Origin of the sequence: Pseudomonas sp. RC2C2 (genome assembly GCF_018390435.1) — a bacterium.
Taxonomy (GTDB): domain Bacteria; phylum Pseudomonadota; class Gammaproteobacteria; order Pseudomonadales; family Pseudomonadaceae; genus Aquipseudomonas; species Aquipseudomonas donghuensis.
The window spans coordinates 334,789-358,132 of sequence record NZ_JAHBAX010000001.1 but is presented as its reverse complement, the minus strand read 5'-3'; the positions used below and the strand labels follow the sequence as shown (position 1 = coordinate 358,132).

The 23,344-nt window shown below is 55.5% G+C and carries 16 protein-coding genes and 1 pseudogene; 10 read left to right on the top strand and 7 right to left on the bottom strand.

Going from position 1 to position 23,344, the window contains the following annotated elements:
- Positions 1–32: 32 nt before the first annotated feature.
- The gene (locus KHO53_RS01630; RefSeq protein ID WP_213569905.1) at positions 33–701 is read right to left on the bottom strand and encodes a TnsA endonuclease N-terminal domain-containing protein; all 669 of its coding nucleotides are present in this window, start codon (positions 699–701) and stop codon (positions 33–35) included.
- A gap of 1,372 nt (positions 702–2,073) precedes the next feature.
- On the opposite strand from KHO53_RS01630, the gene KHO53_RS01625 reads away from it, so the two are divergent.
- Together KHO53_RS01625 and KHO53_RS01620 are read left to right on the top strand one after the other, a co-directional pair.
- Positions 2,074–3,207 (top strand): nucleoid-associated protein, encoded by a 1,134-nt coding sequence (locus KHO53_RS01625; protein WP_213569904.1) that lies wholly within the window; start codon positions 2,074–2,076, stop codon positions 3,205–3,207.
- Positions 3,207–4,466 carry a hypothetical protein gene (locus KHO53_RS01620; RefSeq protein WP_213569903.1) on the top strand — a complete coding sequence of 420 codons (1,260 nt, stop codon included), beginning with the start codon at positions 3,207–3,209 and terminating at the stop codon, positions 4,464–4,466. Before KHO53_RS01625 ends, KHO53_RS01620 begins: the two co-directional genes overlap by 1 nt.
- On the opposite strand, the gene KHO53_RS01615 is transcribed toward KHO53_RS01620, so the two are convergent.
- Complete coding sequence (locus KHO53_RS01615; protein ID WP_213569902.1) at positions 4,456–5,232, bottom strand: DNA-binding protein; 777 nt, start codon at positions 5,230–5,232, stop codon at positions 4,456–4,458. The two genes, KHO53_RS01620 and KHO53_RS01615, sit on opposite strands and share 11 nt — an antisense overlap.
- Positions 5,233–5,500: 268 nt before the next feature.
- A pseudogene (locus tag KHO53_RS25830) lies at positions 5,501–6,174 on the bottom strand (Fic family protein); the annotation flags it as partial.
- 145 nt (positions 6,175–6,319) lie between these two features.
- On the opposite strand from KHO53_RS25830, the gene KHO53_RS01605 reads away from it, so the two are divergent.
- Positions 6,320–10,294: an nSTAND3 domain-containing NTPase gene (locus KHO53_RS01605; protein WP_213569901.1), complete on the top strand. Its 3,975-nt coding sequence runs from the start codon at positions 6,320–6,322 to the stop codon at positions 10,292–10,294.
- A 613-nt stretch (positions 10,295–10,907) separates the two neighbouring features.
- Here the strand turns inward: KHO53_RS01605 and KHO53_RS01600 are convergent.
- Positions 10,908–11,879, bottom strand: a complete 972-nt coding sequence (locus tag KHO53_RS01600) for a DNA-binding protein (protein WP_213569900.1) — start codon at positions 11,877–11,879, stop codon at positions 10,908–10,910.
- Between the two features lie 172 nt (positions 11,880–12,051).
- On the opposite strand from KHO53_RS01600, the gene KHO53_RS01595 reads away from it, so the two are divergent.
- Positions 12,052–12,957: a site-specific integrase gene (locus KHO53_RS01595; protein WP_213569899.1), complete on the top strand. Its 906-nt coding sequence runs from the start codon at positions 12,052–12,054 to the stop codon at positions 12,955–12,957.
- Positions 12,958–13,039: 82 nt separating this feature from the next.
- On the opposite strand, the gene KHO53_RS01590 is transcribed toward KHO53_RS01595, so the two are convergent.
- Complete coding sequence (locus KHO53_RS01590; RefSeq protein ID WP_213569898.1) at positions 13,040–14,689, bottom strand: hypothetical protein; 1,650 nt, start codon at positions 14,687–14,689, stop codon at positions 13,040–13,042.
- Between the two features lie 321 nt (positions 14,690–15,010).
- On the opposite strand from KHO53_RS01590, the gene KHO53_RS25880 reads away from it, so the two are divergent.
- From KHO53_RS25880 to KHO53_RS01570, 4 genes are all read left to right on the top strand, one after another.
- Positions 15,011–15,274: an antitoxin Xre/MbcA/ParS toxin-binding domain-containing protein gene (locus tag KHO53_RS25880; protein ID WP_213569897.1), complete on the top strand. Its 264-nt coding sequence runs from the start codon at positions 15,011–15,013 to the stop codon at positions 15,272–15,274.
- A 211-nt stretch (positions 15,275–15,485) separates the two neighbouring features.
- Positions 15,486–18,299, top strand: a complete 2,814-nt coding sequence (locus KHO53_RS01580) for a TrlF family AAA-like ATPase (RefSeq protein ID WP_213569896.1) — start codon at positions 15,486–15,488, stop codon at positions 18,297–18,299.
- A 99-nt stretch (positions 18,300–18,398) separates the two neighbouring features.
- Positions 18,399–18,800, top strand: a complete 402-nt coding sequence (locus KHO53_RS01575) for a hypothetical protein (protein ID WP_213569895.1) — start codon at positions 18,399–18,401, stop codon at positions 18,798–18,800.
- A 23-nt stretch (positions 18,801–18,823) separates the two neighbouring features.
- Positions 18,824–19,114 carry a hypothetical protein gene (locus tag KHO53_RS01570; protein WP_213569894.1) on the top strand — a complete coding sequence of 97 codons (291 nt, stop codon included), beginning with the start codon at positions 18,824–18,826 and terminating at the stop codon, positions 19,112–19,114.
- Positions 19,115–19,630: 516 nt separating this feature from the next.
- Here KHO53_RS01570 and KHO53_RS25875 read toward each other — a convergent pair.
- Together KHO53_RS25875 and KHO53_RS25760 are read right to left on the bottom strand one after the other, a co-directional pair.
- A complete protein-coding gene (locus tag KHO53_RS25875) occupies positions 19,631–19,915 on the bottom strand; it encodes a methyl-accepting chemotaxis protein (protein WP_502937686.1) in 285 nt (94 codons plus the stop codon).
- A gap of 180 nt (positions 19,916–20,095) precedes the next feature.
- Complete coding sequence (locus KHO53_RS25760; RefSeq protein ID WP_349628457.1) at positions 20,096–20,404, bottom strand: amino acid permease C-terminal domain-containing protein; 309 nt, start codon at positions 20,402–20,404, stop codon at positions 20,096–20,098.
- A 102-nt stretch (positions 20,405–20,506) separates the two neighbouring features.
- Between KHO53_RS25760 and KHO53_RS01555 the strand changes: the two genes are divergently transcribed.
- Together KHO53_RS01555 and KHO53_RS01550 are read left to right on the top strand one after the other, a co-directional pair.
- Positions 20,507–21,568 carry a lipase family protein gene (locus tag KHO53_RS01555; protein ID WP_213569892.1) on the top strand — a complete coding sequence of 354 codons (1,062 nt, stop codon included), beginning with the start codon at positions 20,507–20,509 and terminating at the stop codon, positions 21,566–21,568.
- Between the two features lie 250 nt (positions 21,569–21,818).
- On the top strand, positions 21,819–22,604 hold the full coding sequence (locus KHO53_RS01550) for a hypothetical protein (protein WP_213569891.1): 786 nt from the start codon (positions 21,819–21,821) through the stop codon (positions 22,602–22,604).
- Positions 22,605–23,344 lie beyond the last annotated feature (740 nt).

Sequence of the window (23,344 nt, the reverse complement as noted above, 5' to 3'; positions counted from 1 at the left end):
CTTGCAGTCGCGCTTTCGAAATCCCCTAGGCTTTATGAAGCGGGGATGCTTCTATCGTTGAACGGGTCCACTCCTGAAGGTGCGGATATCAGAGAGTCGAGATTGAGCGGCAGACTCAGGTCTACGTGCACTATTTGTTTAAATAATGTTAAGTAGATCGCCCGTTTCCTGACAGGACAGTCTGCGGTCAGCAAATAGCGGCAAGGGAGAGGGAAGGTCAATGTGTTAAGCCAGTCGATGCTCGAAACCCACTCGGCTGCACTAACGTTAAATGATTGGAAATATAAGAATGCCAGATTTTTGAATTTCCAGCCCGCTCTTATGCTTAAGCGGTCCGCATATGCCATCCCGTAGCCCATTTCAGTGATCAGTTTCTCTGCAGCCATAGTTTTCGCTTTCACTCGATCACTAATCTGTGTGAAATCGTTTTTCACTTCGCAGAAATATTGGGAGTCACGGGTCTCAACGAAAAAATCCGGCCTGTAAACAGACTGACGTCCGTTTATGCATACTTCAAGGTCGCCAGGCTGGCTGGCATATTTAAGTACTTTTGGATCCCATTCTAGGAATATGCAGTAGTCAGACTCCACGAGACTGTTACAAATTATCGACTGATGATTTTTTCGTGAAGGGAAAAAGACCAGGTGCTTACCATAATAGCCACATACTTCCGGCTTGCGGAGACCGATGGGGATTTTCATACCTGCATACCTCTTTGTCGTCGTATCAGCCTATTGGCGGATAGCTGAACGCTCCTATGGCTGATTATCCGTCATCGATCTAGAATATCTAGGACGCATTTTTCTCAACGTAAGAATTTTAAGTAATTGATTTTTAAGGAAATGAGTGCAGCAAAAGTTTTCGCATTTTCATCATTTGCTTAAAGTGGGCGTTTATACCGGTGTAGGCATAGGCGTAGGTGTAGTCGATGCGTAGGGCTATAGAGGTGAACCGCCAGGTCGAGCGGTTGCGAAGTATGCTTTTTGTGCATACCTTGGCAGATAGCCTCCCATGCGACCATAAAGGATATGCAATAGGTTTACGTATGGGATCTAGCGGGGAAATCTCGGATGTCGAGGCCGAAAGCCATAGATGGCACAGACGGTTACTCGGGGCTGCCATACCACCCGCAGAGCGTCAAAGTTTGATGAACAGGTTTCCCAAGCTTGAGACGGTATGGAATGATCCGCTATGGGAGGCACTCAAGGACAATAGGTCACCTGCCAGTACCCAGCAATGCTTTGATTCCATCGTTGGGATTGAACATCCTATGCGTAGCTTCAGCCAGTGTTCGATGCAGACTTGGGTAAGTGTGCCAGACCCTGAGCGGCTCAAAGATATGGTGCTTTTGCTTCGCAATGAAGAGTCTTCACTGCATTTCCAACGGTTGTGGCTCATGAAGATTTTCTCTCCATACGTCCTGGTAGCTTCAATATTCGCTCCATTTCGCCCGGTTGCTGTGCCCCTATACCGGTGTATTCGCGATCTGCCTTTGAACAAAACGTCGATGGCCGATGCCCTTCAGGGCTGTTTGCCTGTAAGCCCATCGCATTGGGAAAGGTGGGTGAACGCTGCTCAGCAGGAAGCCACCGAATGGTTGGGTTCGAGAAAAGGCAGAACCCCGGCGTTGGCTCGACGCTGGCTCTGGGAGATGCTGCCAAATTTCGACTTTCAGCGGCGACTATCTTCCTGCCTGTAACGGGAAGCTACCTCACGCGGTCATGCCCGACCGCGACGCCTACTGAAATGAGGACACCCACCTGCGCAGCCAAACAAGAGGCCAAACGGCAGACTGTTTTCACGCGTACCGAGTGCAATTGGCAGCCGCTCCCGGGTGGGAGCACGCTTGCGGGACTGATCTTCAGCCGCCATTTATGTCCTGGGCACTGCTCTCACTACTGATTTCTCAAGTAACGCAGCGCCAGGCAGCTTCGCATAAGCTGCTAGCTGCCAGCGCTGCCTCTGTTTGCCAAAACGTGAGCACGGTAGGAGGGCTAAAAACGTGCTGTGTTTCGACGGGCGAACTGCTATTTTTGCAATCTCAAAATGATGTCATGACATTGGACGTTGGCCATGTTCGCCCTCAATACCGCAGTAATTCACAGCTTCAAAAAGTTGGCCCATACCGAATTTGTCGGTGAGGTCGTGAAGAAAGAAGTCATCCTTCAGCCGGACAACCCTGCGCTACAGTCTTTGGTGGAGGGCATTAACGGTCTGATTGGCAAAGAAGGTAACAGCGTCGTCTACGGCCAGTTTGCCGCCGATGATCGCCAAGGGCCGTTTCCGAATCGCTTTGCTGAATTTGTCACGGGACCTGATGAGGCTCAGCGCTTCATTGACTTGACGCACCTGGCCATGGACGAACTGGTGGATCAGGCGTCCAAGCAGGTGCTGTCAACAGGTGGGCATATTCTCTGCGCTCAATACACCTCGGCTGGCGAGAATTTTTTCCTGGTAGCCAGCATGAAAGAACGTGGTGCCATTCAGCTCGATAAAGACTACGTGCCCACGGCTATCCAGGAGATCGACCTGAGCAAGGTGCAGCAGGCCGCCCGAATAAACGTGGACCGATTCATGGTAATTCACGCGGCTGAGCAGGCTGCGGCGCAGGGCCAGGCAGACGGGCACGTCGAAGTTGACGATGAGTTGGACGTCACCTACTTGTGCTTCATTAGTCGCGGGCGCGACAGCCAGGCATCGGATTACTTCATTGTCGCGCTGGGCTGTGCCAAAGGTGTTGCGTCTGGTCGCGCGACCAAGAACGCCATTGACCAGGTGTATAAATTTTTTCGCAACAAAAATACGTTGAAGGCGCTGGCCTATCGCGCGAAGGATGCGGTCGTTCGCTACCTGCAGAAGCAACTGGAGGAGGGCAAATCAGCTCGTCTCGACGCCATCTGTCATGTCGCGGTCCAGCATGTACCAGCCGAGCTGGTCGAAGACATCGCTGGGCTCAAGGACTTTCTCAATCACGAAAAAAATAGGGTGCCGGATGATTTCACGGTAAACGCCACCTCATTGCGTCAAAAGACCCGTATCAAAGGCGAGGCCAGCAACTGGGTGCTGCAGTTTGACCGCGGCGCATTGGGCGAAGATCCTGCAGCAGACGTCTACTACGACCTTGCGAAGCGTAAACTGACCTTGTCCAACCTGAGCGCGGAGTTGGTCGCACTCATCGACAAAGAACTCAAGGCCAGGGCCGGCTGATGTTCGCTCTCGTTGTCGGGCTTTATCGGGCCGTAGGCACCCCGGAGATTCGTGACGGACTGTTCTCTTATCAAGGTCCGGCCACTGCGGCAATCGAAGCTGCCCTGGGCACCTGTGCTGAGTTGCCGCCTGCATACGGCACCTTGGAACTGGTGGATGACAACCCGGGGGACCTGGATTTCGACTTCCGCCTACCAGGCAACGAAAACGGCCGTTTCTACACCGATGTGCGCGAGTTCGTGCAGCGCAACGGGTCGCTGGGCAAAGGTCGTTTCCCACGGAACGTATATATACAGACGCTGGAGTGGGCGGACTGCGACGACCGGTTGCCGCCAGTCATTCAGCAGCTACAGCGGTTGTGCCGGCTGATTGAGCTCCTTGCTCAGTTGGCTGTAGGGGTCGACCGGGACAGTGATCCGGATGGTTACAACTTATTTTTCGCCTTACCCCCTGACGGCGACAAGCCACCGCGAACCTTTCTTTTAGCGACTCGGGTTGAGGCATCACTCGCCGACTATCCCTTGCCGCATCTAAGTTTGCTGGAGGAAATCCTTCATTCAAAGAATGAAAGCAAGGCCCATCTCAGTGAGCGAAAGCTGATGATCCGCATGGCAGTGGCCAGCGTCATTGAGAAACATGAGGGGGAGCCGGGTTTGTTGGCAGTGGTGCGGGAATGGCGAGAGGTGCTCGCCACCTATCGCGCGAACTTGCAAACCTATGTGTACCGCTTTTCCTTCGACCGCGCTCGCCGGGAAGTGGCGCAAGCGGAGCTGGACTACGGCAGCAAGCTCAGTGGTGTGTTGGGTGACATCGCCGGCAAGATGCTGGCATTGCCGATTTCCTTCGCCGCTCTGATCCCGCTGCATACAGCGAAGAGTAGGCTCGAATCATTGGTCATTCTGCTTGGGTTGTGCGTGGTCACCACTGTGCTGCTTTTGATCCTACATAACCAACGACTGCAGACCGAGCGCCTGCTGCACAGTTTCAACGTGATCTTTGATGAGTTCAAAGCCAAGTTGCGGACCTATCCGCCCAAACTACAAACCCTGCTACAGGTGACCATTGACCAGGTCGATCAGCAGGGCAGGAGTCTGCGGCGCACGTTCCGGGTTCTCCAATGGCTGGCCTGGTTACCGGCAGTATTGGCTTTTGTGGTGCTTCTCTTCAAATATCAAGAGTTCTTCTTCTTGCTCGTCCGGCAGCTGTTGCTGCGGATGATCCTTCCGCCCGAACTAAACCCGCTGTTTCTCAGCCCATAGCGACCGGTATGACCCGTTCTAGCATCTGTTGCAGTTGGCTGACCTGTGATCCGCGCTGTTGGAGATCTTGGCGAAGTTGACGGACCAACAGAAGCTGTTCCCTCAGCCTTACGCGCAGACCTGCACGCTCCAGCAACAGTAGTCGAATTTGCGCTTGGCTGTCGATGAGAGCCTGTTGCTGGACCCGCAGTTGATCATGCAGTTCGTCGAAAGTGGATTTTAATTCGCCAAGCTGCTGATCGCGGAGTAAATGCCTAGCGGTTCCCTGGCGCCCATGTGCTGCCTGGGCCACTCTCAACGCGGCTTGCAACTGCTCCAATCCCTCGCTTAAGCCTTGCATCTGCTCTGAACGTTCATCTACCAAGTGGTTCTGACTGCGCTCCAAAGCATCCTGTAGCTGTTCGGCCAAAATCACCGCAGACTCTTTGAGCTGTCTTAACTGCTCTTGATACTGAATATGCTCGAGGCGGTAAATCTGCTGTTGCATAAGCCGCACCGAGGGCTCTTCGGCGAATCGACCTTCGCTGCCTTGTGACAAGAGGTGCGGTGGGTCACCCATTAGGCTATCCAGTTCGGCAGCTAGCTTGGTCGCAGAGGAGGCGGAAGCTTTCGCATTGAGCTCTTTGAGGTACCTGGAGATGGTGCTGTTGGAGCCGGTATTGCCAAGGTACGCCCGAACCGCTTCCACGCTGGGATGCCTGCCCTGCTTTATCAATGCGTCCCGTGCTCGTCGCACCTGCACCCTACTGATTCCGCTCTGAGGCATAAATACTCCTATTGTGGCGTCATAAACACAGCGCCTAGCACTAGCGCAGCGTTTGCTGCGCCTTCGACGTTGCCATCAGTCTCTGCCTGTTTGCTGTTGACTGAAACCGCCCGGTGCAGGTCTCGAGCAGTCTATGGGTCACATTTCAGGTTAGCCCAGCCTTAACATCAAGCGCGGAGCGGCAAAAGAGGAGCGTTCGCCCGGAAATGAGCCACGGGAAGCCCGGTGGAAGATACGCCGCAGGCTCTAAGCTAGTAGGGTCACTACAGGTAGGGAAATAGAAACTGATTGGGTATCGCGACAGGTTCAGGGATACCGGTTTGCGGCCATCCAGGGTGATCAAGCCCTCTTTAGCCATCTGGCTCAGCAGGCCGCGTGTTTTGCGCTCTCTTACGCCTAGGCGGGCCCGCAGTTCGGTATTGGCTGGTCACCCATGTAGAGCAGTGTTTTTTAAACCTCCCGGGCTTCGATTCGTAGCTCAGGCAGCGCATTGCCCATGTTATCCGAAAGCGCGTCACGGCTGCGAAGCTCGAAATAGAAGTCAATTCGCTCGCAGAACCTTTTCGGATCCATCTGGGCGTTGAAGTGCTTCACCTGATCCAGCGCGGTCTCGGTGAAGGACCGAGTCCAGCGTAGAAGGCCGCTATCTTACAGAATCCCCCGTCCGTCCTGATCGCCTTTGCAGGGGTGGTCAACTGCATTGAGCATGCGGTGATACACCGTGGTGTTGCGCACGAAGCCACGATTCATGGACCATAGCCCGTAGCCACCGAAGCCGGTGGCTTTGAGGTTCTGGTCGGTGAGCTGGCGTCCGGTGCGGCCGTTGCCGTCCCGGAACGGGTAGATCCACATCAGCCGATGGTGCGCTGCCGCGGTGGCGAGGAAGCGCGACAGTCCGTGGATTCAGTCCGGCCGATATGCGCGCTCAAATTGGCTTAGATGGGGTGCCCCGCAGAATTCGGAAAAATCGTACGCTAAGCCCTATGCATGGGATCTAAAGGTCCGGGTCTCACGTGTCATGGCTGCGATGGTGAGAGCGCTCGAAGCGACTGAGATTGGATGACATGGAAATGAGGACAAACAGGTAATGAGTTCGATGGGTTCAATCCGCGGCGCAGCTGCAGCGCAGCTTGGCTTCGACTATCAGCTCGATGTCTCGATTCTCGCTGCTTTACAGCTGCTTCTCATCTCCAAGGCTGCAACGCGCCTGGTGCTTGAACCCGCTAACGAGGAGGATCTTGAGGCAGACCTTGAGCCCCAAGTTCCGGGGCGGATGCAGTCAAGCGCGATGATAGCCGGTGCATATAAGCTTGTGGTGCAGGTAAAACGGAACACAGGCGAGCCGTGGTCTATCAACGACTTCAGAAGCTTACTGACGCATGGATCCGACAAAGCTGGCGGCCGGCGCAAAGCCCTTCATCATCTTGACGACCTCAATACTCGCTATCTCCTCGTCACGACTTCCGGCGTGAAAGGTGTTGCCAGAGGTCTCCTAGTCAACGGTTTTGAAGAGACACCCGACAAGGGCGAGTTTCCCAGCAGTCTTACGGACATCCTCCAAACATCACCGGAAGGCCGCGTCGCGATTTGGGCCGACCTAACGGAAAAACAACTCGCCTCTGATATGCGCGAATTGATGACCGACTTGCTGCACGTTCCGCGTCCGAAGCAGGAGGGTCTGCTCGCTAAACTGCGGCTTGAGGCAAAGCGGCGTACCCGAGGTACTGAGCCCGGAATTTGGACTCGTGAGGATCTACTCACGACGGTCCGTGCCTACGGCGGGTTCCTCTCCAGCAATGCCAGTCTGGAGCATTTCGTGCCACCGAATAACTTCCACGAGATGGACAAGCAGCTGACAGACAAGGGAGCAATTGTGATCCGTGGTCCGTCCGGCTCGGGTAAAACGCAAGCTGCGCTCAAACTCTGCGAGCTCGCAAGAGAGCGCGAGGGCAGTTTGGAAGTGGTGGTGCTTGGCGCGGACGACACGCCGAGCAGTGCGAGAAAACTCATCGATTGCGGACCGACCCTGTTTTACATTGAGGATCCGTGGGGCCAGTATCGCTTGCGAGATGGCGCGGATAGCTGGACGGATCAGTTGCCGCGCTTGTTAGCAAAAGCGTCGCCCGCGCATCAGTTTGTCATCACATCGCGTACGGACATGATGCGCAAAGCACAGGAGGTTCTGAATCAGTGGTCAGTAGAACTCGACAGCTCTGAGTATCTGGGCGGGCAGCTTCGCCAAATGTACGACAACCGAATGGACCAGCTTCCCCCTGCCTTGCAGACAAAAGCCCACGATTTTCGCAGGGAGGTGCTGTCCGAGCTCGAGACTCCTTTAGAGATTGACATTTATTTTCAGCAACTAGCACAGGGAGCCGAGGAGGGGGAGGAAGATCACGCCTTCTCTAGACGATTGCTCCAGCAAGCTCATCGAGACGCAGTCGAAGGCGTTGTCGTTAGTACGCTGGAGGTGTCAGATACAGTGGGAATCGCTGCGATAGTTTGGGCTCTACTTGCGGCCCGACGTCAGATCGATCGAAGTAAACTCGGTCCCTTGAAACGTACGTTGCGCCCACTTGATCGCCATCTAAGCGAGGGGTTAGATAAACTGATTGATCGGATGGTGGCATCATGTCACTTGCGTCAGCCATCGCGTACCATTTCTTTCGCTCATCCGAGCGCTCGACAGGGATTCGAGGTCTTTGTAATGCGCGAGTGGCTGGGTAGCGAGGAAGCGATCCAGTCCTTAATCTCGGCATTGACGCAACTGTCCGATGAACACCGCGCCTGGGGCATGGAAACCGCTGCTCGCGTTTTCGAGGCTACGCGACGTTTCGCCGAGCACAGCGATGTTGATGTCCCTTTCAAGATTGACCCCAGTAGCCAGGTCGCTATAGATGCTTGGCTAGATGAGGGGCTGCTTGACCCAGCGTCGGATTTCTCAGCCCTGCTCGCCCTTGCCTCGGAAGTGGGATCAACGGCGTCGATACCGAGCCGCATTGCCTATTGGCTGCTCAACGGCACACAGCGTGGCGCGTCGGCCTTTATCGACGATTGGCAACCACCGGTGTTTGACGACGCCTGGTACTCACTGGTCTTTGCAGACCCACGCTCTCGCCTGGTCGCCACTCGTTTCATTCGCGAAGAGTTGGGGCTCGACCGAGAGAGTTACGGTATCCGATTTGTCGAGCGCCTTGACCGTATCGCGGTCGATCTCACCAGTGCGTATCTCGATGCAGCTCGACAGATGGTCGGCAAAGGCTATGAGGAGAACGCAATCGTGGTCGCTACGGGCGCCATCCGGGATCTCGAAGGTTACGAAGTGATTGTCAATTCCGCACTCGACAACCTTACCGCGATTCAGCTCGGCTACGACCAATCTTATGCGGAAGAGTGGCGTGCGATCGAGGATGGAGAGCGCGACGCTGTCGCCGAAGAGGCGATGCAGTCGTATCACGAAGATGATGGCTACGCGTCGGGTGTCTTCGTCGATGTCTATGTTCGACACTTGCGTTGCGCTGGGCAATGGAAGGTGCTCGCTGAGCATTCGCGCATGGCCGAGCTGGTTGGCCCTTGGGCGCGGGATCTGCGTAAGAACAAAAATCCTGGGTCACAAGCTGAAATCAGCGCGATCGTCACATGCGCTAAAGGGTTGGATGCCGAACCGGAGGTTTGGGAGGCGCTTGGTCGACATTGGCTACCTGAAATAGAGCAGGCGCTTGAAATGCGGATCGCAGATCGTGTGGCGTCTCTCCCCCTACGTAATGCACTTACTGAGACTGCTTTGGCCCATGCCCCAAGTCTTATGGTCAATGAAATAAAGAGCCTTTATGCAAAGCCTAGCCAGCAGCTTATTCTGCTCGCAGATGTCGAGCGGGCGAGCTCTCAGATAGATGTCGAGGATAGGGTGGCAGCTCGGCATCAGGTGACCGAGCACCTTTCTCCAGAACTGGTCGAAATCATCGAGGCTTTCCGATCAGTTCACTGTGGCCCTACAGGTGTCAGCGCCACTGCACTCAAGATTCTGATCGATAGTGCATTTGAGCTGGATTTGGAAACGCTTGCCGTGACTGTGCCGGTGATTGTTGCAAGTGGTGGCGATGCCTCTCGGCAAGTCGCGTTCTGGCTCAAGAGCGCCAAAGGCAAAGAGGATGCTCTCGCGGCGACTAAAGCGGCGATCGAGATTGGCGATACCGCGCTAGTTGAGCTCGCACTCCGACACAATCGGGCTGACGCTAGGCATGCCGCACTATTGGACCTCGCGTCCTCCTACTCGGATACGCTGCCGGCATTCCTGCTCGCGTTGTCAGCTGATCCCAGCGCGAAAGTCCGGCGTGCCCTTGTTTCCGTCATCAGCGAGAGACCTCATGTCGATCACCTTGAGACTCTTATGGAGCTGATGGGCGACCAATGGTCGAGTGCCGATATTCATACTGCGGAGCTGGAGACGTACAGCATTGCCCGGGAAGCGGTGATTGCTCTCGCAAACAGCGGCCCATTGGCAGACCCGATTGGCGATAAGCTGCTCGATTTGGCCAATACCACTCGCGATCGAACCCTCAGCCAGATAGCGCTGACCGTCGCAGCGAATTTGTGTAGCTGTGTGATTCAAAGAAAGATCTCAAACCTGGTCACGCTCAACGGAGCACGCGGGATACGTCTTGATGCTCTCATGGCGCTCGCCGATGCAGAGAAACTTGACTCTAGCGTCACTGCGCATTTAGGTCCGAATTTCCTGATGCGCTCGCCGGCAGTTATGGCCGCTCATGCCGCTCATTTGGTCGGCGCGCATGCTGACTCCAAGGTTGCCTTAAAAATCTTCACGAGTGTTGCTAGCGTCAACCGCCGCCAAGTCCTTCTCCTTGTGGGGGCAAACGCGATGGCAGCACGCAATCGTAAGACCGCCGAGCAGATTCTAGACCTCCTTGAATCCAATCACCCCGCGCGCCGAATACTTGATGCGCCGCAGCCGCTGCCGTTCTCGGTCCTCGACGACCTAGGGTCAGTTGCCTTGCGGAAGTACGCGCGCGAGCGGTTAGGCGAGCGCATCTCAAAATGTTGAGTCTGAAAGCGCGCTGGTTTGCAGATGAAGGTAAGCGTCCGGCGAAATAACCTTCCGAACTCCAGCATTAAGGGCGATGGTGTCCGCGTATTTACGCAGACACCATCGCCCTTAATGCTAGGATTTCCATGCGCCAACGAAGCTCTTATTCCAAAACGTTCAAAGCTCAAGTCGTTCAGGAATGCCTGCAACTGGAGCAACCGTGTCCAGTGTGCCATCAACCCAGTTGCTACCGCATTAGTGGATGCCGGCCTGACTAACGCTAGGTGAATTGAGCGGACGCTTACGAATTCCGCAGATATTTCGAAACTCTGAAAGCCTTGATGTGCCTGGGCCGCCGCGGGAAAGTCGCCGTAATTTTGCAGATTTTCTGCACGTTTTCAGTGGTGTGATAGGTGGCGAATACAGGCGCAGGCGGCACAGCTCATCTGCCGAGGCGCCGGAGTCTTCTGCCAGGTGGAGGGCGCGAATCGCCTCCAGGGCCTGACGCAACAGAGGTTCGCCGGCCAAAGTCATGCCTTCAAGAGTTCGTTTCACTGGCCTGCTCTGCTTCGTTAATCGTGACAGTTTAGTTTCCGCATCGGTCCTCCGCTCGCGGCATGGAGGACAGCGCTCAGCCGCCACCGTCTCGCGTCCGCGTCGAAACCCTCTGACTCTCATCGTGGAGCAGCTTTGCTTGGGCGCGCAAGGCTCGGCGGTCATCTCGATGGTCCAGCACATAACGACGGGCCTTTTCCCGCAACACAGAATGCTCCACGTGCAGCGCCTGGGCGTGCTGCTCGGCTGCCTGCCATGCGCTGTGGGTCTCGAAAAGGGTCGTCCGAAGACGCTGTAGTTCTGTGACCTTGTCGCGCAGTGCCAGGGCTTGGCTCTGCTGCTCGCGGGTGAACCGCTCAAGGTCGCGGTATACCTGGGCCAACTCTTCCTGTTTACTCATCAGTTGCTCCTGCAGGCGGCGCGCCTCCAGTTGCAGCTGCTGCACCACCTGGTCATGCCGCTGCAGTTCTTGCTCCCGCTGCGCCAGATGCTGTTGTCGGTAATGACTTAGAGCATCCCGGGCATGCTGATGCTTGTCTTCCAGCGAAGCGATCTGTCGGGCGCGCTCCTCCAGCAGATGCAGTTGATGCTGTTCACCGGCGAGCAGACGTTGTCGCTCACCCTCGAGCTGCTGTACGTGCTGGTACAGCGCCTGCTCCCGTTGCTGCGCCTCACGTCGTTCGGTCGACAGCGCATCATGCGCGAGTTTCAGCTGCTCGAAGCGGGCTTGATCAATCGCTCGCTGCTGTTCGTAGGCCGCCTGCTGTCGCTGCAGGCGTGCGCGGTCCGCCGCCACGGCCGCCTGGGCATCGGCGGCCAGGCGCTGGGCTAGACTGCTGATAAGGGTATGCAGTTCTTCATCGAGGCTGACGTTCGGCGGGTGCGGTTCAGCCGTCTGTAGTTCTTGCAGGTAACGCAGGATGGTGCTTTTGGAGCCCGTGTTGCCCAGTTCTACCCGCACGGCTTCGATACTTGGATGAGCGCCTCGGGCGAGCAGCGCGTCACGCGCCCGTTGCACCAGCGCTTTGTTGATTCCGGAGCGGGCCATGGTCTGACTCCGACGATTTCGTACCGTACAGGCAGTATGCGCGTACACGTACACCAAGCGTAGGGTCCGGCCATGTACAGGCGACGGACTGACGTTCAAGAATACTGATTTCTCGAACGTGATGATCAATTTGGGTGGATGTCGCGCTTGCAGACGGTACACGGGAGGTCAAGTGAGCGACGCGGAGCGTTATCAGCAGGCGGCGCGGCGCGCCAGCACCACGCGCCGCTACGCCCAGGCCGTCGAGCACTTCGAAGGGGAGTGGGGCGGCTTGCTGCCGGCGTCCAGTGCCAGCGTGGTGCGCTACTTGGCCACCTATGGTGCCCTGCTGACCGCCAGCACCCTGCGCACGCACCTGGCGGCGCTGGCGCAGTGGCACCAGCAACGCGGTTTCGCTGATCCGACCAAGGCGGCGCAGGTGCGCGACACGCTGCGTGGTATCCAGGCGGTGCACCCGCAGCCGGTCAAGCAGGCCCCGGCGTTGCAGTTGAAGGTTCTGGAAGCCAGCATCGACGGACTGAGCGCCGGCTTGCACAGTGCGCAACCCGCGGTTCGATTCCGAGCGGCCCGCGACCAGGCCCTGATCCTGTTGGGCTTCTGGAGGGCATTCCGCGGCGATGACTTGTGCCGGCTGCAGGCTGAGCATGTGCGGATCGCGGCGGGCGAGGGCATGCAGTTGTTTCTGCCGAGCAGCAAGGGCGACCGCGACAACCACGGCCGTAACCTGACCATGCCGGCGCTAAAGCGCCTGTGCCCAGTGCGGGCCACAGAACAATGGCTGGAGTTCAGTGGCATCGAGCGGGGCCCGCTGTTTCGTGGGATCGATCGCTGGGGGCATCTCAGCGAGCAGCCGCTTAACCCCAACAGCGTGTCACGTCTGCTGCGCCAAGCGCTGCTGCGCAGCGGTGTCGACCCCGTAGGCTATTCGGCGCACTCGCTGCGCCGCGGTTTTGCCACTTGGGCCAGCCGCAACCAATGGAGCACTGAGAATTTGATGGCCTATGTCGGGTGGCGGGATGTGCAGTCTGCAGCGCGCTATATCGATCCCTCGATACCTTTTGGTGATTGGGTACGTTGAGGGCACGGATTCGGTCGTGAGGGATGGGGCAGGTAGGCGTTTGGTCAGCCACGCAGTGTTAGCCACGTCGCTGACCTTCCAGTTAGAAGTTATCGCGCTGATAGTTGATGGATCGGAAGAGCAGCTGCCCTTCGCCGTCGAAGAAGGGCTCCGTCAGTGGATTGGACGCCCAGGCGTCAGCCGACTCACGCACTGACGCATCGGGCTGCAAGGCGGGCGCCTCCTGCAGCTGCTCGGGTAGGCCTTGGACGCGCAGGATCTGCCCTTCGCAGATGGCCTTCTTCAGCACCTTCAGCGGTTGGCGTTGCACCAGCTTGAGCAAGGCGGGTTTGATCTCGAGGTAGAGCGCCTGTCCGCTCTCATCCGTGTGGGTTACGCGTCGGCCGATCAAATGCGTGCTTTGAAAGACCGTTTCTTCGATAAAATTGAGTGACAGGCTGAGGTCTGCGCGGGCGGGCTTCGGCGGCAGGTCAAGGCGCATGGCATAGCTTGCTCCGGACACGGTATTTTCGTAGTACGTGAGTTGTCCCTTGTGCACACGCTCCAGTACTACCACTGCCAGGTCAGGGTTATCGGTTTGCAGGGTACAAAGGGTCTCGTCGGGCTCGGGCTTGATCTTTACCCGCAACTCGCATTCCAGGCTGAAGTCGCAGGCCGGACTGAGAAACAGCAAGTCGCCCCAACCTCCAGGTGGCGAGCTGATCCAGCCGTCAGCGGCGGCGCCCCCCAACAGGTCGTTGCACAGCCTGCGGTGATAGTCGTCGTATTGCCAGTCCTGCCGCTCATGTGATTCGGGCACAATGAGCATTTCAATTTGCACCGATTGACCATCGAGCAGGATCACCTGGTAACGGTTACTGTCGTCGTCCGAGAACTGCACGTACTGGCGGCGCAGTGGGGAGGGTGTAACCGTCTCGGGGCAAGGTACGCCAAATACCAAATAGGCGTGGCCCTGGTACACAAACGGAATGAATTCCTCACCTTCAGCGTTGTAGCGGCGCTCATGTCTCCAGCCCGTCAGGCACTTAGCGAGCCAGTGTCGATGCTGCAGCATGCGCGGGCATTCAGTGATCTGAGGTTCCATGAAGTCCGGCAGGTCATCGCAGTCGTCGCCACGCTGATACTCGAGGAGATAGTCGCGGCTCGCTCGGTACCACGGGTCGATCTCCCACATGATTTTGAGGTCTTCACCAAGAGGTTCAGCCGTGCTTGCCTCGACAGTGATCTCGGCATCAAAAGTAAACAGCCGAGGCCAGAAAATTCGAGTTCCCAGCAGCAGCATTTCTACGCCGTTGATGCAGACCCGGCTCTGGATGACCGCGTGCGGATCCGGACTGATTTCGGTCGGCAGCCATGCACTCGGCGTGATGGGCTGTAACACATCTGCCAGCGTCACGGGGTTGCCCGGGAAGGCGAAGACTTGTCGCAGCGTTTCGCAGAGTTCTGGCAGGTTGCGGTTGGTGAGGATCAGCTGACTGACCGAGGAGGCTAGTCTGCGGAGATGCTTCGCCAAGTAAGCGGCAGCGATCGGGGACTGGGGTAGCTCGGCCAGCTGCAGGGCGTTCTGAAATGGAAGGTCTTCGTTCAAGCGGGCGCACAGATCCGACCAGTCGGTGCAGCCATACGGCCCTCGCGCCAATACATACTTGGCGGTGGTCAGGTCAATACCAAACAGGTCGCGTAGGCGCTTGGCCTGGACTCTGATCGTTTCAAGAGGTGTGTTGGGAACCATGAGTTTTCTCCGTTGCTCCATTCGGAGCGACATCGGAGACGCCCACCCGCTATCCCCGATGCCCGGAAAGGCTCAGGTCAAGAGATTACAGTGATGGTCATGGTTCGATCCGGTTAGCTGCGGCCAGTGAGGCCTCTTGGGGTGGGCAGCACGTCGACCATGGAGCGACGTCTCGCTACGCTATCGCAAAGCCCCCAATGTCGCAAGGTTTCCCTGCTCACGCCATGGGGCTGCCGGTCATCCCAGAGCAGCGCTTCGGATCGACCATTGCAGTAATGTAAGCCAGACCCTAGGGTACAAAGTGGTATCGGAGAGGCCCATATGCAAGCGATAGATCTACTCGGACCTTGTCCTTCAGTACGCTCCCGTTGCTGGAGCAGCCAATTCCGTTGTTTCGTAGCGCGTCGGCAACAGGTTCGAAATCTGGCGGCTTACGTTCTGGGTAACGACCGTCTGGCGTTGGAATGGCTAACCCGTCCGGCGCTTGGCCTGGACAGGCGCATTCCCTGCAGTCTTCTGGTCGATACCCAAGGATATCGCCAAGTCTGTGAGCACCTTGTCAGGATCGCATATGGTGTTTACTGAGGTGATGGAGGGGGCGTGACCGTGGCGTGAGCCTTCCCGCACGGATGCCTTCCACACGCCTTGCGGATAAGGACAGTGTATCGTCTTGTGCTGCTCAAGCGACCTCCCCAGGCTCCACCTTCCGTTTCAACCCCCCTGCGGAAACTGTATGCTGCCAATATGGCAGCATGCTGGTATTCCAGCGAACTGGGAAACGGACTTGGGGGGTGCTATGGGCGATTATCAGGGCATGCGTTGGTTCAAAACGGACTTTCAGGTTCAAACTCCGGAGGATAATCGCCACTGGGCTGACGATGATCTGCGCCTGCATAACCGTCGCCCGCTCGTGGACGGGAAAGCTTGCGAACTGGGGATCCAAGAGAAGGCCAAGCGCTTTCTTCGACGTTGCCATGAGCTCGAACTCGAGATGATTGGCATCACCGATCATAATTTTTCGGAGAGATCCGAACCTCGAGACTGGTTCCTCACCCACCTCGTGGAACAAAACAAGTCTGTGGCAAGAGAGCTGGGACGTGATCCTCTGGCCATTTTTCCCGGGTTTGAAGTGGACATTGGCTACCATGTTCTCTGCCTCTTCCAGCCAGCCAGAAAACAGCTGCATATTCAACGTCTGCACATGATTCTTACCAAGCTTGGGCTGGCCGAACATGAGCGCTTCCGGGCAGGGGCGCCTATGCAGTTGCGTCGTGAAGGGCGCACCCTCAGCCTGAAAGAGTTGATCGAAGTTGTTCAACATCATGATGGAATTGTGATCGCGGCTCATGCCGATCAAGCAGATGGCATATTGTCTTCGGCCAACAATATCGCGGACTACCAGATACCCCAGTTGCTTGCGGTTGAGGTCACCACTTATCCGATGCCGCCCAAGATCCGGTCGATCCTGGATGGAAGTAATCGGGATTGGTCTCGACGCGGTCGCCAGCCGGCTTACGTCCAATCCTCCGATGCCAAATCACTGGCGGTGGGCGAAGATGGACGCCCTTTACCAAATTCACTGGGTTATCGCTCGACCTGGGTGAAAGCCTCGAAGCCTTCCATCGCAGCTCTTCGTCAGGCTTTCCAGGATGGCCCGTCACGGCTCAGAATTCAGGAGAACCGCCCCTCGGATGAGCAGACGCACCCTCGCATTGTCTTTCTGAAGTGCCGCGGATTGACGTTCCTCGCTGACCAGGAGGTTCACTTCTCACCCAACCTGAACACGATTATCGGTGGTCGAGGTACCGGCAAATCGACCCTGATGGAGCTCCTCCGCTTTGCGTTTGCCAGGGACACGGCAGGTCAATTCTCAGCGTCGATCAAGGCGAAGTTCGAACGCCTCCGGGAAACCTTTTCTGGTGATGCCGAAATCCAGATCGGTTGGGAAGGGGGGACCGGTCAAGTTGACATCATCTCGCTGCGACCAGACGATACTCATCAAGTCGTGCAGGGCGAAGTCGTCGATATTGCGGCTTACCTGAAGCAGATTCCCATCCAGTTCTACAGCCAGCAGCAACTGAGCGACCTCACCAACGTGGGAGGTGAAAGCAGCCTGCTGAGCATGTTAGACGAGGCCTGTATTGCAGAGCTGCAAGCACTGAAGGCTCGCGAAAGTACCCTTCGTGCTGAAATCCTGCAGGTCTTTGCCGCATCTGATCAATTGGATGAGTTGCGCAAGTCAGAAAAGGAAGTAGCCCAGCAGTTGTCGGAGCTTAATCGACAGTGGCAGGCCCGCAAGGAGATACAAGCAGAAGCGCTGCTGTTCCAGCGGGCCGAAGCGGGACGTCAATACTTCGAGAAGGCTAGGGCTCAGTTTACTGAGGATGCGGCAGCTATTGCGTTGACGGCCGAGAAGCTTGCCCAGCCGGGGATCTTGAACGATGGCAAGATCGAAATCTGGCCCCGGGTGGAGTGGTTTAATAATTATACCGACGGAGCGAGGGCGCTGCGCCAGCGCTATTCGGAACAGTTGTCCGCGTTGATGACATCCATGCAGCGGGAAGCTGCCGAACTGGAGCGACGGCAGGACGGTTGGGATGCGGTATCTGCGGAGCTTGCGGCTATCAAGGATGGCTTCCTGCAAGCCTGCCAGGACCGCGGGTTGCAGCCTCAGGATGTCGCGCGGCTTCAAGAAATCGACAAGACGCGACAAGTCAAACAGGAAAGCCTGGAGCGACTGCAAAAGCAAATTGCGGGCTTGGCGCCTGCGGTGGAAAAGCTCTCTTCCCGACTGGATGAGTTGCACACGCTATGGGCCGAGCAATTGGCCGTGCGCAGCCGGACTGCTGAGGAGATTACCCAGAAAGCCAACCGATCGATCAACATCCTCATTCAGCCGATGGGTGACGAAGCGGATTTCCAAGCGGTTTGGGAGGGGCTGGCCCCGGATGGGCGGGCTCGCATCGGAAGGGTGTGGACACGGATCGGCACGGTGTTTTTTGCGGACTTTCACAGCTACATGGCCGCTAATAAGCCGGCGGCCTATTCTCCCTGGCTGCACATCAAAACTGCCTTGACTGAAAAAATCCCCGTCCCCCAAGAGCTGGTGGAGCTAGCCGGGGACATTCGCAAGCACTTCGTCGAGCAGAAGGAAAAATGGCGCGCTGCACGGCTGCACCGCATCGAAGACCAGGTTGATCTTGAGTTGTTCCGCGCCGATGGCACCTTGGTCGGGAGTATCCAAAGTCGGGCGCTTTCAGAGGGGCAGCGGAATACCGCAGTTCTCAAACTTCTACTCGCTCAAGGTGATGGACCTATCGTCATCGACCAGCCAGAGGACGAGCTTGATTCGAACTTTATTTACCATGAATTGGTGCCCTTACTGCGCAAGGTCAAGAATCGTCGGCAGCTTATTTTGGCTACTCATAATGCCAACCTGCCCGTCAATGCTGACACTGATTTGGTCTATGCACTTGATGTAAAAAAGGGGCGCGGTGAGCGATTAGCCGTGGGTGGGCTCGACCAGACTGATACCGCCAATGCTGTGTTAAACATCATGGAAGGCTCTGCGGAAGCTTTCAAGCGACGCTTCGATAAGTATCATTTTTAAAGGCTTAAATCCCTGTTGAGAAGTGATAATGGGGTTTGTTAGTGATGGACGATGTGCTGGCCCGCTTTCAAGTGCTGATTGAGTAGCAGAGGAATTTTTATGGACGTCATCGCATTACTGCAGCAGGCATTGGACGCTTCAAACAAGCTTCGCGACTTAGCAAAAAAAGTTGGCGATGCTGATTTTAAAATGCTCGTAGCGGATCTGCATTCGGCTCTTGGTGACGCAAAGCTTGAGTCCGGCGAACTTAAAATGAAGCTCGCGGCGGCACAAGAGCAGATCACCCTTCTCCAGGCGCAACTCACTCAGAAAAGAGTGGTGCAACCAAGCTATACGAGTGAAGGCGTTTACAGTTTTGAAGGTGAGACGGGAAGATTTTGCACCTCTTGTTGGGATGTTGGTGAGCGTCGGGTGCGGCTCGCCAACGTATCATCCGATTTCCATTTCGCAGGTAAATGGATGTGCCCTAAATGCAATGCGTACTACGGTGCCGAAGACTAATACAATTACTTAGGAATTCGACCATGGCGAAGCGCGTTTGGATCATTGAAGGGTGGAGAAGCACCGAACTCTTTTGGTCGAAGACAATTCCCTACAGTGCGCTGTCTGAGAACCAGCTCAAAGACGTATTAAAGTGTTTGGTGGCAAAGCATGGTCTCACTAATGATGAGCTAGTGAGTGCATTCGCCCGAAAAAACTCAAAGCTTTACGTTTCTCATTTGGAAATTTTAGGGTCAGGAATCTCTAAGCCTTGGTGGATGTCGTGTGGTGGAAATCCACACTTCACCGTAAGGGTAGGTGAGCTGCCGCATTGACGGGGAAGTCGAGCGATGAGTACCGAAAATCGGCAGGGATTAATTTTTCTCGGTGTCATCATCGCGATGGTGATTGCGGCCAATATACCCTCGTGCAATCCCCCAGATCGAAGCGCTTCACCATCTCAGCAAGCTAAACAGATTTGCGAAGAGGTTTACTCTGATAGAGACGATGATGAGGGATACGGCGATTGCGTCAGCGCTACCAAGCGCAGATTACAACCTCACTAAAGCAATGCAGGAAGCCGCTATGTCACTTGGAACTTTAGATTTTGAAGAAGGTTTTCTGCAGCGCCGCTTGCATGATCTAGCTGCAACCCACCCGGCGTATGCAGACTTGCTAACAGGGTGCATGGTGCGCAATGGCCAAGTCCAAGGGCTGGCCTAACGAGCCAACGCTCAGCAAGCTTTTGGTTGCCGAGCACTTGCGTAGCTCTTTTCAAAATCTGATGGCGCCTTGCAACGAAACCACGGTGCCCAGTGCTCCAGCACTGGGCAGGTTTTTCAGTACAAAGCTCAAGAATTTGGGGCTCGTTCATTGGCGCAAGCTCCCGCAAGTCTCAATGCTCGTATTCTGATCATGCTACTCCATTTGGGTTTGAACACCACCTGCGCCCTGCTTAGTGACATGCCCATGCTTTTTTGTATCTCTTGGGTAACACCTTGAGTTCGCGCTGCCAAGCCTCCCAGCAGCTGGTCGATTTCTCCGGTGGCGTCAGATGCGCGCCTGACCAGTGCCTGCACCTCATCGGTGACCACTGCGAAGTCTCGGCCTTGATTGCCGGCCCTGACGTGTTCGATGACAGCCGCTCGATAAGCGCACCAAGAGCGGCGAAGATCACCGTGATGCTGGCAGTGAATAGCCCGAACAGCCAGGTGAGGTTAGATGTTTTGGCCATGACCGCGTTTTATTGACTGGACCGATAAGCTGAGGTCGCTCATTCCATGGTAGTGGTCCTCAGCTTGTGCTCGGGATGCGTCTTAATTTGTGCGAGCCAAGGTCAATTTTGAGTTGGTTCTTGCGTAAGAAAAATACAGAAGCACACCCAGCGAAATCCAACCTCCAAACGCGAGCCAAGTGTGCCAGCTAAGGTAGGCCATTAGCGTGGCGCAGCTGGCTATTGCAGCCAACGGCACAAAAGGAACCCAGGGGCATCGAAAGGCGCGCTTGAGGTCAGGGCGTCGAATGCGTAGAACAATTACTGCAATGGATACGAGGCAAAAACTGGTATCGCTGAACTGCAGACATGAGCGACTCTGCCGCCATGCGCAACCGTCCAAACGTAACACGTGTTCACTCCAAGCCCCCAAGTGCAAACCCGATGCGAAGTGCTATACCTCACAGACGACACTTGGCCATAGCGCGAGGTCACTGTTATGAGGTGCGTGAAAGTGGGGCTTTTGATCGTGCTCGTACTACAGGCCAGTTGCAATGCCTGGTGGCAAAAGAACGATGTGGTTCTGGTTCGCGAGCCAGATCAACGCAGTTATGGGGATCCCATAGGCGCCCCCCGGTTTTCTGAGTACGCGCAGGAGTACTGGGAATACGTTGCTCTCGCTGCCAATTCCTATCATCTGAAATGGCCCGACTACAGCCGACAATTGATGAGCGTCAACATCAAAGCGGTCGAGACCCCCTTGGATGTGAGGTTTCACCAAGCCTGTGAACTCGACTACAGCAACCAATTGATTCCCACACCAGGTTGGTATGTATGGCCGAACTTCCCTTCTAAAGAGCTGGCCGACCTGGCCGAGCAGGCGAAACTGTTCTTCAGCGTCTGGGAGCATCGTACGGGCGATGACCCAGCCACTGTTACCGAAGTGGCCATCGTGTTTCGGGGTACGGAAGCGGATCAGAAGCAAGACTGGTTTTCCAACGCCAGGTGGTTTATCCCGACTTGGCTTAGGGGGGAGGACCAATACAATGTAACCAAAATCCAGGTTGCCAAAGCATTCGAGGTCGAGCTTCAGACTCGCATAGCCCAAGGCAAAGTCCCAGCCAAGGTTAAAATCACCTCCGTCGGCCACTCATTGGGAGGGGGGCTGGCGCAACAACTGGCTTATGCCCTTCCCCGGTCGCCTGGCCACCCAATCAGGGTGACAAAAGTCATCGCTTTCAATTCGTCACCGGTTACCGGGTGGTTCTCCACCGACAATCCACCGCGTGATGAAAATACCCTTGGTCTGGAAATCGACCGAATTTTTGAACACGGCGAGGCTCTGGCCTATATCCGTTTGCCGATTAATTTCATTGCCCCGCCAGACAATCGGGACTCTGCCGTCAGAGACTTGCGTTTCAACTTGCACGAGAAACCCGGTGGTGTCACTAACCATGCCAGCCATGAGTTCGCCTGCCGTCTTGCCGAAGTGGCCGGTGCCTACTCGCAGACAACCGCCCCTCAGCGGCCAGAGGCCAAGGGGATAGCGTCACAGGTTAGCGATGTTACCCAATAGCCGCTCTGGCCAGATCTGCAGCGGCCCGGTTCCGCTCACGGTCCGACCGAGCCCTGGGAGGTGATCGGTAGTTAGAAGCCTATCAGGTACTGGCCGCATTCGGCCAAAAGCGGAGATCGCATCCCGGATGCCCAACATCGATTGCGTCATGCCATAACTTTAATTTTTTCTGACTTCCTCTATCACCCGCTCATAATTTACTAGTCTTGGTGAAGCGCTCCCTGGGAAGATGAGATTGTGGACACGGTGCATGGATAACGGAAAGTATAAAGTTGATACACTAATCCTTAGAATCTATATCGGTCTTTGCATCGGAACTTGTCTATTTTTCGGTCTTATGGGGCTATATTTTTGGCAATTCCACGGAGCGCTTTCGACAGATCAGGGGAGGTGGGGCGAGTTCGGTGATTTTCTCGGAGGGACGTTAAACCCATTTCTAGGGCTTGTTTCTGTAATCCTCCTTGCCCTTACTCTCCGAGAGCAGCGGCGAATTCTGGCAGAATCCAAACAGCAAACGATTTTAGAAGAGTTACAACGGCTTATCGCAAACGCAAGCGAACGTTTAGATGAGCATTTAAGGACCCAAGAAGTCTGGTTAGGGACGAAACTAGAACCGTTTATGCTACCGGATGACACGCATCGAAGAGAAAAAGGTGAAAACGAATCTGGGACGAGTACCGTTTCAGACATAATCTTTCAAACGTACTACCTGGTCGTCAATGGGGAAGTTCCGAGTGATTACGTGCTTGTTAGGTGGCCATCCATTCGAGAGGCTTATACGAGAGTAGAATATTTGGATCTGTGTGTCAGGTACTTTTTGGAACGAGGTGGAGAAGAAATTGTTGGTCATCTCTATGGAGTTCGACATAGCGAAACTGCTCTTCTGTTGCGCTCGGCTCAAAGAATGGGCTTGGTTGACTCACATGACGACCGATTCTCGGAATCATCGATAGTACGGCTTGGCCTACAGCATCGAGCGTACGAGGCCGATATTGGAGTTAAATCTTACATGATTGACCTTGCTGATCGCCTATGACACAACATGCCTCACCGCATTTAAACAGTTTTACGAATAGGGCGACACTGCGTCAGGTCACAGCTAGGCCATAGCCTTCGGTGACAATATGCAGAGGCCGATCGATAGCAGGCCAAATATCAGCAGGATGTGTGGGCGGTGAAAAACACAAATGCACTGTGCATGCACTGACATTTTTTGTACTGAACGCTATTGCTTTGGATTCAATTTAATTAGCCTATAGCAGCTCGATTTGACCGCCCGCTTTTGGGTGATTCAGTTGAAAAAGTCGGCCATGGTTTTCACGGAAGAAATGTACGCGCTTGAGATTGAAATTTTTGCTTTGAGCTGAGCGGATTTCGCGTAGCGGTGCGCAAAAAAGGCGTATCCATCGGTAAGTATGGAGGCAGTTTGGAAGGGCCGACTTTTTAAATAGAATCGGCGGTTTTCTGCCGATCATGGTTAAAAACGTGCTGGTAAAATCCGATGCAATTGGTTGTCAGAACGAACGCAAACAGGTGGTCAAGTAGAGTGCAGATTCGCATGGTACCGAAACCCAGTGTGCTTGAAGAGTGGCGAGCTCAAACCCATCAGTATCTACGGGTTGAGCAGCGGCACACGTCGCGTTGTACGTCGGTGGCTGATTCAATCTCGACTCGACCAGTGATCTTCATCCGCTGCCCAACCCTTACCTGACTTTCGCATCCTGCATATGGGTTCCATCGGATTTGGCGGCCGCTCGGCGAGATCTTGCAGCCTTA